Origin of the sequence: Polymorphobacter fuscus, assembly GCF_011927825.1 — a bacterium.
GTDB classification, from domain to species: domain Bacteria; phylum Pseudomonadota; class Alphaproteobacteria; order Sphingomonadales; family Sphingomonadaceae; genus Sandarakinorhabdus; species Sandarakinorhabdus fusca.
In genome coordinates, this window is sequence record NZ_JAATJI010000001.1 from 673,127 (window position 1) to 686,709 (window position 13,583).

Genomic DNA, 13,583 nt, shown 5'->3' on the forward strand with positions numbered 1-13,583 from the left:
CTCATCCCCGCACCGGATCGAATCGCAGCGTCGCGGTGCCGCGCGCATCGACGGGCAGGTACAGCCCCTGCCCCGCCGCGACCAGCGTGCCATTGGTCACGGCGTCGATTCCGACCGACAGGCGAAAATCGCCGAGCCGACGGTCGGCCAGTGCCGTGCCGGCATTGCCAAGCGCCGCCTGGTAGGACGCGGTCAGGTCCTGTGACAGCGCCCGGGCCAGCTGGTCGCGCACCACCCGCGATCGCGCCACCGCCAGCAGGATGCGGAAACTGGCGCTGTCGGGCGACCCGGTGATCGCGACATCGCGGATTTCCAGCACCTGCGAGCCCGGCCGGTTATACGGCTTCAGCGTGATCCAGACCGTGCCGCGCGGGCGGATCCACTGGCGGCGGGTCGATGCCGTCATCGTCAGCCCGATCGCCAGCCGCCCGCCATCGGTGGCGTGGATGCGAACCGCGCCGAACTCGGGTTGCACATCCCCCAGCCCCCGCACCGCAAGCGGCGGCGATTCGACATTCTTGAGCGCCGCCGCGACGATCGCCTCCAGCCCCGTATAATCGGCCACCACCGGCACATGCGCGCGAAACGCCGAAAGCCCGTCGGCCGGAATCGCGGCCGGCGGCGGCAGCGGCGTGGCAGCCGGAGCCGCTGGTTGCGTCCCGACGAACGTCTCCGTCAACGCCGTCGCGCCCAGCCCGAGCGTCAACGCACCATCGGCAATCGCGTAATTGGCAAAATGCAGCTGTTGCGGCGTCACCCGCAGCCAGACCTGCGGCGCGGCCGGGTTGACCGGCACCACGGTGAAGCCCTGGCGCCACGCCGCCGCCAGCCGGGCGCGCGGCTGCAGCTTTTCAAGGCATTCCGGCACGGCCGCCTCCAGCCGGGCGATCAACCCGGCAAGCAGCGGGTCGGCCGCCGCTGCCACGCTGATCCGCCGGCCGAGCACGTCGATGTCCGGCGCCCGGGTCCAGCGATAGGTGACAGCGACATCGGCGACCGGCTGCCAATCCCCGACAATGTCGAGCGCCACCCGCGCCTCGACTTCGGCTGCTGCCGCGACCGGTGTCGACCCTGTCAAACGGGTCACGACCGTGCCGGATACCGGCACCGACAACAGCAACACATTGCCGTCGATGCCGGTAACGCGGATCGGGCCACGATCGACACTGCCGGTGAACTGGCACCCGATGCGGGCAGCGACGCCGGCCCCGGCGCACGCCGCCTGCTGCGCGTCCGTAGACGTGATACGCGCCGGCACCCGGTCGTTGAGCAGCCTTTCGAGTTCGGCGATGCGCGCGGTCACCGGGATGGCGATGGTCGATGCCTGCGCCGGGACCAGCAGTGGCGTCGTCACCCTTGCGGGTTCTGGGTTGGCGACATTGCGGCTGCACGCCGCCAGCAGCACCAGGAGCACGAATGGCGCAAGGCGGCGCACGACGACAGGACCCAGCATGATGCGGCGATCTCCGGATTCGTTGCGCCGCCGGGCTTATGCCACCACCCACCCGCGATTGCGATAGCATCGGCGCCGGTCCATGATGCGGGAAGCACGGCAAAAGGCCGGCGGGGGGAAACGACATGATGATGTGGACGGCGCCCGATCCGGCCCCCAATCCGCGCCGGGTGCGGCTTTTCCTCGGTGCCAAGGGCCTGACGATCCCAGAAACCAGTCTTTCGCTGCTCCGCCGCGAGCACAAGAGCGCCGAGACGCTGGCCCGCAACCCGCGCGGCCAGGTGCCGTTCCTCGAGCTGGACGATGGCCGCGTGATTGCCGAAACCGTCTCGATCTGCCGCTATCTCGACGAGCTCTACCCGGATCCGCCGCTGTTCGGCACCACGCCGCTGGCGCGCGCCGAAACCGACATGTGGATCCGCCGCGTCGAAACCGCCCTGGGAATTCCGCTCAGCCTCGCCTGGCAGCATGGCCATCCGCTCACCGCGGGGCTCGTCGCGCAGATCCCGGCGATGGCGGACCAAGCGCGCGCCCGCTTCGCCGAGGCCAGCGCCTGGTTCGACACTCAGTTGAACGGCCGGCAATGGCTCGCCGGAGACGGCCTGACCATGGCGGACATCACGCTCTTGTCGACGCTCGATTTCGCGACATTGATCGGCCTGCCGATCGCCGACGATCTTGCCAGCCTCCGCGCTTGGCATGCCCGCGCCACGGCTGCACTGGTGGCGGAACCGAAATGACGCTACCAGCGGCGTGAGCACAGGCGGGGGGCCACATTGACACGTAATCGGTGCCCTGCCCGGACCCGCGCGATCCTTGCCGCCCTTCTGGCGCTGGTGTTCGCTTTCCTCCCGGCGGTTGCCCGGGCCGACCCGGCCGCGCCGGCCTTCACGGCAAACGGCCGCCCGCGGATCGGGCTCGTGCTCAGCGGCGGCGGTGCCAAGGGCTTTGCCCATATCGGCGTCATCGAGGAACTCGAACGCCGTCACATTCCGGTCGATGTCATTTCCGGAACCAGCATGGGCGCGGTCGTCGGCAGCATGTACGCCATCGGCAACGACGCCGCGCAGATCAAGGCGATCGCCAGCAGCATCGACTGGGTGTCGGTGTTCAACGACCGGCACGACCGCCGCGACCTGTCGTTCCGGCGCAAGCGCGAGGTGCGGGACATCCTGCTCGATGCCCGGCTCGGCATTGTCGATGGCAAGGTTGCCCTGCCTCGCGGCGTGCTTGGCGGCCAACGGCTGTTCGCGACGGTGCAGGAGATCCTGGCGCCGTGGCGCGCCACCCAGGATTTCGATCGCCTGCCGATCCCGTTTCGCGCCGTTGCCACCGATATCGTGACCGGCGACGCCGTGGCGATGGGCAGCGGCAATCTTTCGACGGCGGTCTTTGCCTCCATGTCGATCCCCGCCGCTTTTCCGCCGGTGAAGCGCGACGGCCTGCTGCTGGTGGACGGCATGATCGCCGACAATTTGCCCGTCGACGTCGCGCGGGCAATGGGAGTCGATGTCATCATCGCCGTCGATGTCGGGCAACCGCCGCGGGCGTCGGCCGACGACATCACCAACGCCATCGATGTCTTTTCGCAGATGCAGTCGCTGCTCGGCTGGGCCTCGATCAAGCGCCAGCGGGCATCGATGACCGGCCGCGACGTGCTGATCGACCCCGATATCACCGGCCTGTCGGTGACCGGCTTCACCAATTATGCGCTGGGCATCGAGCGTGGCCGGGCGGCGGCCCGCAAGATGGGCGACAAGCTGGCGGCGCTGGCGGTCAGCGATGCGCAATGGGCCGAATATCTGGCGCAGCGGCGGGCGCGCACCGACCCGTCGCCGATCGTCATCGACAAGGTCCGGATCGTCAACACCTCGACACTGCCGACCCGTATGCTCGAACCGATGATCACCACCCGCCCCGGCGAAACTCTCGACGGCAGCCGCATGGCGCGTGACGTGACCGCCATCTTCAAGCTCGATGAGTTCGAACGCGTCGATTATTCCGTCGACTTCGGCGCCTCCGGCAACACGCTTGTCGTCAATGCCCTGGGTGGCCGTGCGTCGGAAAAATACTTCATGGCCGGAGCACTGCTCACCACCAACTTCGGCAAGACCTCCACCTTCGACCTGGCGCTCGGTTATACCGATCGAAACTTTCTCGGCACCGGCGCCGAATGGCGCGGCTTCGCGCGCGTCGGCAACGACGTGCTGCTCGACGTCAGCCTTTATAAGCAGTTCGGCCGGGCCTTTGTCGAACCCATTGCCTATTATCAGAAATATTCGTCGGAAATCGTCCGCCAGGGATCACAGGAGGCCGGCGGCCTGCTCCAGGTCCATGGCGGCGGTGCCGGCATCGATGGCGGCTGGGTGTTCGGCAACTGGGGCGAATTTCGCCTCGGCTTCCGACTCGGGGGCATCAATCCCACCGAGCAGGGTCTCGACATCGGCATCCCGCCCGGCTGGATCACCGATACCGACTGGCGCGCCGGCTTCACCGTCGACACGCTCGACTCGCTCAACTTCCCGCGCTCGGGGACCTTTGCCCAACTGCAGTTCGTCGACCATATCGGTGTCCTCGGCGGCAAGTTCCGGCGCGAAACGCTCGGCCTCAATGTGCAGAAACCGCACAGCTTTGGTGAAACCACAATCGTCTTCGGCGGTCGGCTCGGCACGACGACCCGCGCCGTCAACGACTATCTGGGGGACTATGCGCTCGGCGGCTTCCTCAACATGTCGGGGCTGCGCCGCAACTCGTTGATCGGCCAGCAGCTGCTGTTCGGGCGAGCCGTCGCCTTCCACCGCATCAGCAGCCAGGCGCCGATCCTCGACCTGCCCGTCTATATCGGCGGCTCGCTGGAGGCTGGCAACGTCTGGGGTTCGACCTCGGACATCTCCCTCAGCAGCCTGCGCACCGCGGTCAGCGGGTTCATTGCCGCCGATACGCCGCTCGGCCCGCTCTGGCTCGCCGTCGGGCAAAGCCGCAGCGACACGTCGGTCTATCTCGTCCTCGGCCGGGTCTTCTGACGCCGCCCGACGTGTGCGCCACAGGCTGTGGTCATGGCCGCCAATGCATTGCGACATCTTGTCAAAGCGTGGCCAGCCGCTCATTGAGCACTGCATCGTAAGGCAGAACGCCGGCGCCCGCAGCGACCGGCCGCACCGACAGGGGACCGGATCCAAGCCATGGCGACGCCGCTCCGATGACCGACCAGACCCCCCTTCCCGCCATGCGCGGGGGCATCATCACGCGCCGCATGATGGGCGTATGGCTGCAGCGCAGCACCCGGCTGCTGCCCTTTGCCGACGCCGCCAGCGCCGAACTGCCGCTCGGCCGGCTGCTCCGCCTTGCCCTCATCCAGGTTTCGGTCGGCATGTCGCTGACGCTGCTCGTCGGCACGCTCAACCGGGTGATGATCGTCGAATTGCGCGTTCCCGCCGGCCTTGTCGGCATCATGCTGTCGCTGCCGCTGCTGTTCGCGCCGCTGCGCGCCCTTGTCGGTCACAAATCGGACAATCACGTTTCGGCGCTCGGCCTGCGCCGCATCCCCTATATCTTCCGCGGCACCATGGTGCAGTTCGGCGGGCTGGCGCTGATGCCGTTCGCGCTGCTGGTGCTGGCCGGATCGCTGCAGGCCAATATGGCGCCGAAATGGGTCGGGCAATCGACCGCCGCGCTCGCCATTTTGCTCGTGGGCGCCGGCATCCACATCACCCAGACCGTCGGGCTTGCGCTCGCCACCGATCTCGCGCCGGAAAAGGACCAGCCCAATGTCGTCGGGCTGATGTATGTCATGCTGCTGGTTGGCTCGATCGTCAGCGCGCTGCTGTTCGGCGCCTTTCTCGTCGATTTCACCCCGGGCCGGCTCATCCAGGTCATCCAGGGGTCGGCGCTGATCACGGTGGTCCTCAACTTCGTCGCATTGTGGAAGCAGGAGCCCCGGCGGCCCCGCCACCTGCAGCCCGCGCCCGACGCCCCCGCCCCCAGCTTTCGCCAGTCGTGGGACAGCTATGCCGCCCGGCCCAACGCCGTGCCGCGCCTCGTGGCCGTCGGTCTCGGCACGCTGGCCTTCAGCATGGCCGACATCCTGCTCGAACCCTATGGCGGCCAGGTCCTGGGCCTCGGCGTCGGCGCCACCACGAAATTGACCGCCACCTTCGCCGGCGGCAGCCTCATCGGCTTCACTCTCGCCTCGCGCGTTCTCAGCCGCGGGGTCGATCCGTTTCGCATGGCGGTCGCAGGTGCCATCGCCGGCATTCCGGCCTTCATGATCGTCATCGCCGCGGCACCGTTGCAGGCCCCCGGCCTGTTCGCCGCCGGCATCATGCTCATGGGGTTCGGCGCCGGACTGTTCGGCCATGGCACGCTCACCGCAACGATGCAGTTCGCGCCCAGGGACCAGGTCGGCATGGCGATGGGTGCATGGGGCACCGTCCAGGCCACCGCCGCCGGACTGGGCGCCGCCCTCGCCGGGGTTATCCGCGATGTCGTCGGCAGCCGCGGCCTGCCGATGCCGTGGCCGGCCAGCGCCAACGGCTATGTCGCCGTCTACATGATCGAAATCTGGCTGCTGCTCGCCACCCTGATCGCGGCCGTTCCGCTGCTGCGCAGCCGCAACAAATAGCGCCGCCGGCGGCCCGCGCACTGCTTGTCAAAGCCGGCGCTGGCCGTCATCGTCGCTGCAGACATGGGGGAATTTCAGTGACCATCGGCTTTCGATACCTGCTGCTCGCGGCGGCGTGCCTTGCAACGCCTGCCCGCGCCGAACAGACGCTTTTGCCGGTCACTGCCGAAATCGCCACCGGGCGCATCCTGCTGACGCTGCCCCCGGCCGATGCCGATGGCGTGCAGGGCCGGTATCTCTATACCACCGGCCTGCGCACCGGCATGGGCTCCGCCGACATCCGCCTCGACAGGGGCATGAGCGGATCGACCGAGCTGCTCGCTTTTCGCCGCATCGGCAAGAAGATCGCCATCACCTTCGAAAACCCGCGCTTTCGCGCCGCCGGCGGCACATCGGCCGAAAAGGCCGGCGTCGCCAACAGCTTCCCCGTCAGCACCATGGCGATGATCGACATCGTCGCGTCCGCAGCCGATGGCAGCGCCACCATCGATATTGCGCCGTTCCTCGCACGCGACACCTTTGGTATCACCGGCGCTCTGAACGAGGTCGCCAAGGGCTTCAAGCTGGTCGAAGCGGCCAGCGCCGCCGACCCCGCCGCCGTCCGCGCCTTCCCCGACAACATCGAAATGGAAGCCGTCCAGACCTTCAGCTCCGACACACCGGGGCGCGAGATCCGGCAGATCGCCCCCGATGCCCGCGCCATCAGCTTTCGCGTCCACCATTCGCTGATCCGCCTGCCGGCACCGGGCTTTACCGCCCGCAAGTTCGACATCCGGTCCTCGGCGATCGGCACGCAGGTCTTCGACTTCAACCAACCGCTCGGCCGCGACGTGGTCGGGCAGTTGGCGGTGCATTTCCGGCTGGAAAAGACCGATCCCGGCGCCGCGCGATCGACCGTCAGGAAGCCGATCATCTTCTACATCGACAATGCTGCCCCCGAACCCGTCCGCACCGCGCTGGCGGAGGGTGTCGGCTGGTGGGCGCAGGCCTTCGATGCCGCCGGTCTGGTCGACGCCTTCCAGGTCAAGATCTTGCCTGAAGGGGTCGATCCACTCGATGCCCGATACAATGTCGTCCATTGGGGCAGCCGGCTGACCCGCAGCTGGTCCTATGGCCAATCGATCGTCGATCCGCGCACCGGGGAAATCGTACGCGGCTCGGTCATTCTCGGCGCGCTGCGCGTGCGGCAGGACATGGCGATCTTCGAGGCACTGCTCGGCGCCAAGGCCAGCAACAGCGGCGGCCCGAACGACCCCGTCCAGGTCGCGCTGGCGCGCATCCGGCAATTGGGCGCGCACGAAGTCGGCCACGCCATCGGATTGATGCACAATTTTGCTGCCAGCACCCAGGGCAACGCCTCGGTGATGGACTATCCCGGTCCGTTCATCGAATTGAAGAACGGCAAGCCCGACCTGACGAACGCCTATGCCGTCGGCATCGGCGCCTGGGACAAGACCGCGATCGACTGGCTCTATGCCCAGCCGCCGGGCGTCGATGTCGACGCCGACGCCGCCCGCCGCATCACCGCCAGCGCCGCGCGCGGCGATCGTTTCCTCACCGATATCGATGGCCGCGCCATCGATTCGCCGACGCCCTGGTCGAGCATGTGGGACAATGGCACCGACCCGGCGGCGGAGCTGGTGCGGATGATGGACGTCCGCCGCGCCGCCATCGCCGGCTTCGGCCCGGACGCGCTGCTGCCGGGCGAACCGATGGCGATGCTGCGCCGCAAATTCGTTCTCGTCTGGTTGCTCCACCGCTATCAGGTCGAGGCGGCAGCAAAGCTGATCGGCGGAGTCGATTACGCCTATACGGTCAACGGCGACGGCCGTCCGTCGCCCACGGCGGTTGCGGCGCCTGCGCAGGATGCGGCGTTGACCGCGCTGCTGGCGACGCTGACCCCCGCCGCGCTGACCGTCCCCGATGCACTGGTCGGGCCGCTGTCGGCCGGCATCAACGGCGCCAGCAACCCGCAGTTCGATACCGAGGTCTTCGCCAACGCCGGCGCCGCGGTCTTCGACCCGCTTGTCGCCGCCGATGTCGCGGCGCAGGCCACGCTGGCGGCGCTGCTGGCGCCGACCCGGCTCACCCGCGTTCTCGAACAACACCGCCGCGACCCGTCGCTCCCCGACCTGGCAACGCTGCTCGATCGCCTGGTCGCATCGGCGGTTCCGGACGCCGGTGACGCGGTCGCCCGGCGCATCGGCTATCGCACCATTATCGCCCTCGCCGCCACCGCACGCGACCCGGCAACCTCCCCCGATGTCGCCGCGCTGCTCGATGATCGCCTCGCCGGCCTTGCCGATCGCCTCGCCAGGTCGCGCGCAACCGGGGAGAGCGGCAGCTGGGCCCGCAGCATGGCCCGCCTGCTGGGCGACGAGGACCGGCTGCAACGCGAAGTCGACAAACAGCCGCGGACGCCGCCGATCCCGCCCGGCATGCCGATCGGCAGCATGGAAACCGACTGGATGGGCGATTTCTAGGCGGCAATGAACGCCGCCGCCGGCCCCTTCCCGCTCCATACGCCGCGGCTGGTCATCGGTCGCGATTGCTGGGCCAATCTCGCGCTCGCCGCCGACCCCCTGCTCGATGATCGCCTCGCCATCTTTCAGCACGGCGCGGGCTTCGCGACCTTGCAAGCCTATCTCGACCGGCCGGCGCTGGACAGTGCTCCCGGCGTGGTTCTCGCCGCACGCACCCCTGCCGGCGGGGAGGTCGGCGCGGTCGAAATCACCGAAGACAATATCTTCTACTTCGTCCGAACGCCGTATCGCCGCACCGGCCATGGCGCGGAAATGGTCGCCGCGGTCTGCGCGCCACCGGTCATGCACTGGCTCGGCGTGTCACGGCTGCGCGCGCGCATCGTGCGCGGCAACCTGGCATCGGTGGCGATCGCCGAGCGCGCCGGCTTTCGCTTCGTCGGCGCCTTTGTGCATGGCCGGCCCGGCCAGACCTATCTGCAGTTCGAACGGCGGTTCGACTGAAGCAGTCTTGGACCAGCTAGGGTCGAAAGCTGCTCTAGCCGGTGACGCCGTTGCCGGCGAAGGGATCGAACCGCCAGGCACCGTCCCACACCACCGGCACATGGAAGGTGCGAAAGGTGCCGTTGCCGACCGCGGCCATCACGGTGATATGGACACGCGAATCGGCGCCGCCGGCATGGGCAAAGTCCCGGATCGTCGCCTGGCCCGCGCGCCAGGCTCCGGCCAGATAACGGGCATTTGCCGGCAATCCGTCCATCATCGCCAGTTCGTCCATCACGTTGACGGCGTCCTGGTGGCGAAATGCGTAATCCCGCTGCGGCTGATAGGTCAGCGTCGCGCGGGTGGGATTATAACCGAATGTCTGCACGGGCGTACTCCTGGCGAAGACCGTTTGTGACCCGAAAGGATTACGCCAGATGATTGCGCCGGGTGCAACCCCGGCAAAGCGCCGGGTTGCGCGCCGCCGCGCATGCCTATGTCAGATTGCCGACGGCGCGCTGGATGCGCAGGCACGCGTCCTCGAGCACGGCGTCCGATGTCGCATAGGAAATGCGGAACGCCGGTGATCCGCCGAACGCTGCGCCATGCACCACGGCCACGCCCTCGGCCTCCAGCAGATAGGCCGCCACCGCCTCGTCGTCGGTCAGCACCGTACCCGACGGCGTGGTCTTGCCGATCAGCCCCGCGCAATCGGGATAGACGTAGAAGGCGCCTTCCGGCGTCGGGCAGCGCAGGCCCGGCGTCTGGTTGAGCATCGACACGACAAGGTCGCGCCGCTTGACGAAGGCCGCGTTGCGGTCCTGCAGGAACGACTGGTCGCCGTTGAGCGCCGCCACCGTCGCCGCCATGGAGATCGAGCACGGGTTCGACGTCGACTGCGATTGCAGCTTGGCCATCGCCTTGATCAACCACACCGGCCCCCCGGCAAAGCCGATCCGCCAGCCGGTCATCGCATAGGCCTTGGACGCGCCATTGACCGTCAGCGTGCGGTCGAACAGGCCGGGCTCGACTTCGGCCATGGTGCTGAATTCAAACCCGTCGTAGACAATATGCTCGTACATGTCGTCGGCCAGGATCATGACATGCGGGTGCTTCATCAGCACATCGGTCAGCGCCTTCAGCTCGGCACGCGAATAGGCGGCGCCCGTCGGGTTCGACGGCGAATTGAAGATCAGCCATTTTGTCGCCGGCGTGATCGCCGCATCGAGCTGTTCCGGCGTCAACTTGAAATCATTGTCGATGCCGCAGGGGATGATGACCGGCGTCGCCCCGGTATATTGGACGATATCGGGATAGCTGACCCAGTAAGGCGCCGGAATCACCACCTCGTCGCCCGGGTCGAGCGTCGCCAGCAGCGCGTTGAAGATCGTCTGCTTGCCGCCGACGTTCACCGTGATCTGGTCGAGGCCATAATCGAGGTTGTTGTCGCGCTTGAACTTCGCCTGGATCGCCTTCTTCAGCTCGGGCGTGCCATCGACGGCGGTGTATTTGGTCTGGCCGCGACGAATGGCGTCGATCGCCGCTTCCTTGACGAAATCGGGCGTGTCGAAGTCGGGCTCGCCGGCGCCGAGCCCGATGACATCGCGACCCGCGGCCTTCAATTCCGCCGCCTTGTTGGTCACGGCAATCGTCGGGCTGGGGTTGATGCGCTGGATGGCGGCAGAGAGCTTTGGCATCGATCGGTCCTTGGCGAAACGAGGCTGCGTGTAGCGATGATCGGGGCCGCGGCGCAACCATTCGCAGCATCGGGACCGCAAGAAAGCGCTCACACCTGCCCGGCCGCGGACCGATCGAAGTCACGCCGATCAGCGGCGCCGATTTCCTGTTCGGGCTCGGCCTGTGGAACGTCGGCGGTGACGACCAGCTGCGCCTGACCTTCTATGATGCCCAAGACAATGTAATCGAAAGTGTCATCTCGAGCCCGTCCTATGGCTTTTTCGGCCTGGTCAATTCGGCGGGCGCCGTCCGCGGCGTCGTCGATTTCGTCGGCGGGAACGGTTATGCACCGACCGACGACTGGCAGACTGCGGTGCGCGGCAACATCACGCCGGGTGTTCCGGAACCGGCAAGCTGGGCCATGCTCATCGCCGGCTTCGGCCTCACCGGCGCTGCCATGCGCCGACGCCGCACGCACGCCGCCGCCTGATCACACACGCTGCGCGGGCAGCAATCCGCGCAGCGCATTGCCGATGAAAAAGCCGCCGTCGAGGTCGGCGGCGGTCAGCCGTCCTTCGACCGCTTCGCCAGCCGCCAGCAGTCGCGCCCGCAATATGCCAGGCAACAGCCCCTCGCCGACCGGCGGCGTCACCAGCACGCCCCCACGGCGCATGAAGACATTGGTGAAACTGCCCTCGGTCACATACCCGTCGGGCCGAACAAACACCGCTTCGAATTCCCCGGACGTCCGCCGCGCCGCATCGTAGAAATCGCGGTCGCCGGTCTTGTGTCGCAGCCGCCAGTCGTCGGTATCGACCGGCAGCGGAACCACCGCGACACGCACCGCACCGGCAGGCGTCTGCGGCAGCGGTCCCAGTTGCACTGCCAGCGCCCCGGACGGCGCCGCCAGCAACCGCGCACGCCCCGTCGCCCCCGCGCAGACGCGAACCAACAACGCGCGCGCTGCGTCTGGGTTGAACGCGATCCCCAGAAATGCAGCGCTCGCCGTCATCCGCGCCAGGTGACGGCCCAGATCGCAGATCGTGCCTGCCTCGACCCGCATCGTCTCGATCAGGTCCGGCGTGCCGCGGCGGTGGAGGAACCGCGCCTTGGCGAGGCACTCGGCCCATTCGTCCGGCGCCGCGCTGTCGGCAACGATGCCGCTGCCAAGGCCCAGCCGCGCCGCTGGCCAACCCGGCGCCATCACCAGCGTGCGGATGGCGACGTTGAACACCGCGTCGCCACTGGCAGAAATGGCGCCGATGCTTCCGGTGTAGACCCCGCGCGGCGCGTCCTCCACTTCGGCGATGACCTGCATCGCGCGGATCTTGGGTGCACCCGTCACCGATCCGCACGGAAACAGCCGCGCCAGCACGTCGGCGGCGGTCATTCCCGCCCGCGCTGTCGCGGTGATCGTCGACGTCATCTGCAGAACGGTCGGGTAGGTTTCGATGTCGAACAGCGCCGGAACGGCGACATTGTCCCCGACCCGCGACAGGTCGTTGCGCAACAGGTCGACGATCATCAGGTTTTCGGCGCGGTTCTTGGGATCGGCCTGCAACGCTGCCGCCAGCGCCGCGTCCTCTGCCGCATCGCCACCGCGCCGCGCCGTGCCCTTCATCGGCCGCGCCGTCAGCTGCCGCCCGTCGAGGCGAAAGAACAGCTCGGGCGAAAAGCTGAGCACCCAAAGCGATCCGGTGAACAGCAAGGCCCCATAGGGCGCCCGCGACCCGGCGCGCAGCCGCGCGTAAAGGTGGAGCGGGTGGCCCCCGACCGCGACCAGGGCATTAAAGGTCAGATTGGCCTGATAAATGTCCCCCGCCGCAATGAGCGCCGCAACCCGCGCCAGTCGCGCGGCATAGGCCGGATGATCGATACCCGGCACTGCATCACCTAGCGACGCCGGGCCACCACCTAGCAGCGCCTTGGCGTCGACGACCACGTCGTGCGCGAAGTGCCCGAACCACAGCAGCGGCTCGCCCGCCGGTGCGGACCGTTCGGGCAGCACCGCTTCGAGCGCATAGCCGGCTTCGAAGCCGACAAAGCCGGCCCACGGCCGCGGCGCGACCAATCGGGTGAGCGCCGGCAGGACCGCGTCCGCGGTCTCGGCGACAACGGCTTCGATCAGCCCGGAAAACAGCCTTGCGCGCCCGGCCGCGACATCATCGAGAAGGACGAAGGGCCGGGTCGGGTCGAACATGCGCCGCCATAGCGTGCCGATGGGCGGTTAGACCAGTACGCGATCCGGACGTGCGACATCGGCGAGGTCGGTATCGCGGCGGATCTCCAGCAAGGAGTTGAGCAGCCCGTCGCGCAGGTCATATACCCAGCCGTGCAGGACAAGGTCACGACCCTCCGCCCAGGCCGCGCGCACCGGCGCGCTATCGGCGACATGGAGCAGCTGGTCGCGAACATTGCATTCGACCAGTCGATTGGAACGCGCCTGGCTGTCGGGCATCGAATCGATCTCGGCGCGGTGATCATCATACACTTTGACGGCGTGCTGCAGCCAATCCCCCAAGGGTCCGGGGCCAGGGCCTTCAAGGGCCGATTTGATGCCGCCACAGCCATAATGGCCGCAGACGACGATCCGGTCGATCTTCAGCGAGCCGATGGCAAAGTCCATCACCGCCATGAGGTTGCCGTCATCCGGGCGCACCAGATTGGCGATGTTGCGGTGGATGAAAAGCCCACCCGGCGCCGCCTGGGTCAATTGGTCGGGTGCAACGCGGCTGTCGGAACACCCGATCCACAAGAAGGCCGGCGTCTGGTCGTTGACCTGGCGGTTGAAATACTCGGGATCGCCGGCAATCTGCTCGACGGCCCAGGCACGATTGTACAGCATCAGCTGTTCGATTTCATTCATCGG

10 protein-coding genes and 1 pseudogene are annotated in these 13,583 nt (G+C 67.7%); 6 read left to right on the plus strand and 5 right to left on the minus strand.

Going from position 1 to position 13,583, the window contains the following annotated elements:
• Position 1: 1 nt before the first annotated feature.
• Positions 2-1,453 carry a DUF4403 family protein gene (locus GGQ62_RS03245; protein ID WP_152576515.1) on the minus strand — a complete coding sequence of 484 codons (1,452 nt, stop codon included), beginning with the start codon at positions 1,451-1,453 and terminating at the stop codon, positions 2-4.
• A gap of 125 nt (positions 1,454-1,578) precedes the next feature.
• Here GGQ62_RS03245 and GGQ62_RS03250 point away from each other — a divergent pair, with 125 nt between their 5' ends.
• The 5 genes from GGQ62_RS03250 to GGQ62_RS03270 all read left to right on the plus strand — a co-directional run bounded on the left by GGQ62_RS03250 (position 1,579) and on the right by GGQ62_RS03270 (position 9,058).
• Positions 1,579-2,193 (plus strand): glutathione S-transferase family protein, encoded by a 615-nt coding sequence (locus tag GGQ62_RS03250; RefSeq protein ID WP_152576514.1) that lies wholly within the window; start codon positions 1,579-1,581, stop codon positions 2,191-2,193.
• 96 nt (positions 2,194-2,289) lie between these two features.
• Positions 2,290-4,476, plus strand: coding sequence for a patatin-like phospholipase family protein (locus GGQ62_RS03255; RefSeq protein WP_167649454.1), 2,187 nt, complete (start codon positions 2,290-2,292; stop codon positions 4,474-4,476).
• Between the two features lie 176 nt (positions 4,477-4,652).
• Positions 4,653-6,074: a PucC family protein gene (locus GGQ62_RS03260; protein WP_279380559.1), complete on the plus strand. Its 1,422-nt coding sequence runs from the start codon at positions 4,653-4,655 to the stop codon at positions 6,072-6,074.
• Between the two features lie 77 nt (positions 6,075-6,151).
• Positions 6,152-8,557, plus strand: a complete 2,406-nt coding sequence (locus GGQ62_RS03265) for a zinc-dependent metalloprotease (RefSeq protein ID WP_243446598.1) — start codon at positions 6,152-6,154, stop codon at positions 8,555-8,557.
• Positions 8,558-8,563: 6 nt separating this feature from the next.
• On the plus strand, positions 8,564-9,058 hold the full coding sequence (locus GGQ62_RS03270) for a GNAT family N-acetyltransferase (protein ID WP_152576512.1): 495 nt from the start codon (positions 8,564-8,566) through the stop codon (positions 9,056-9,058).
• Positions 9,059-9,092: 34 nt separating this feature from the next.
• Here GGQ62_RS03270 and GGQ62_RS03275 read toward each other — a convergent pair whose 3' ends face one another.
• Positions 9,093-9,425 (minus strand): hypothetical protein, encoded by a 333-nt coding sequence (locus GGQ62_RS03275; RefSeq protein WP_152576511.1) that lies wholly within the window; start codon positions 9,423-9,425, stop codon positions 9,093-9,095.
• Between the two features lie 106 nt (positions 9,426-9,531).
• Positions 9,532-10,734 (minus strand): pyridoxal phosphate-dependent aminotransferase, encoded by a 1,203-nt coding sequence (locus tag GGQ62_RS03280; protein ID WP_152576510.1) that lies wholly within the window; start codon positions 10,732-10,734, stop codon positions 9,532-9,534.
• 374 nt (positions 10,735-11,108) lie between these two features.
• Between GGQ62_RS03280 and GGQ62_RS16750 the strand changes: the two are divergent.
• Positions 11,109-11,204: pseudogene (locus tag GGQ62_RS16750) on the plus strand (PEPxxWA-CTERM sorting domain-containing protein); the annotation flags it as partial.
• Here the strand turns inward: GGQ62_RS16750 and pabB are convergent.
• Both pabB and GGQ62_RS03295 read right to left on the minus strand, forming a co-directional pair.
• Positions 11,205-12,914, minus strand: a complete 1,710-nt coding sequence (pabB, locus tag GGQ62_RS03290; RefSeq protein WP_152576509.1) for an aminodeoxychorismate synthase component I — start codon at positions 12,912-12,914, stop codon at positions 11,205-11,207.
• Positions 12,915-12,941: 27 nt separating this feature from the next.
• A complete protein-coding gene (locus tag GGQ62_RS03295) occupies positions 12,942-13,580 on the minus strand; it encodes a carbonic anhydrase (RefSeq protein WP_152576508.1) in 639 nt (212 codons plus the stop codon).
• Positions 13,581-13,583: the final 3 nt, after the last annotated feature.

Excerpts from the sequence above, each read along its gene's own strand:
- GGQ62_RS03245 (WP_152576515.1), bottom strand. The coding sequence starts at position 1,453 with ATGCTGGGTCCTGTCGTCGTGCGCCGCCTTGCGCCATTCGTGCTCCTG.
- GGQ62_RS03250 (WP_152576514.1), top strand. The coding sequence starts at position 1,579 with ATGATGATGTGGACGGCGCCCGATCCGGCCCCCAATCCGCGCCGGGTG.
- GGQ62_RS03260 (WP_279380559.1), top strand. The coding sequence starts at position 4,653 with ATGACCGACCAGACCCCCCTTCCCGCCATGCGCGGGGGCATCATCACG.
- GGQ62_RS03270 (WP_152576512.1), top strand. The coding sequence starts at position 8,564 with ATGAACGCCGCCGCCGGCCCCTTCCCGCTCCATACGCCGCGGCTGGTC.
- GGQ62_RS03280 (WP_152576510.1), bottom strand. The coding sequence starts at position 10,734 with ATGCCAAAGCTCTCTGCCGCCATCCAGCGCATCAACCCCAGCCCGACG.
- pabB (WP_152576509.1), bottom strand. The coding sequence starts at position 12,914 with ATGTTCGACCCGACCCGGCCCTTCGTCCTTCTCGATGATGTCGCGGCC.
- GGQ62_RS03295 (WP_152576508.1), bottom strand. The coding sequence starts at position 13,580 with ATGAATGAAATCGAACAGCTGATGCTGTACAATCGTGCCTGGGCCGTC.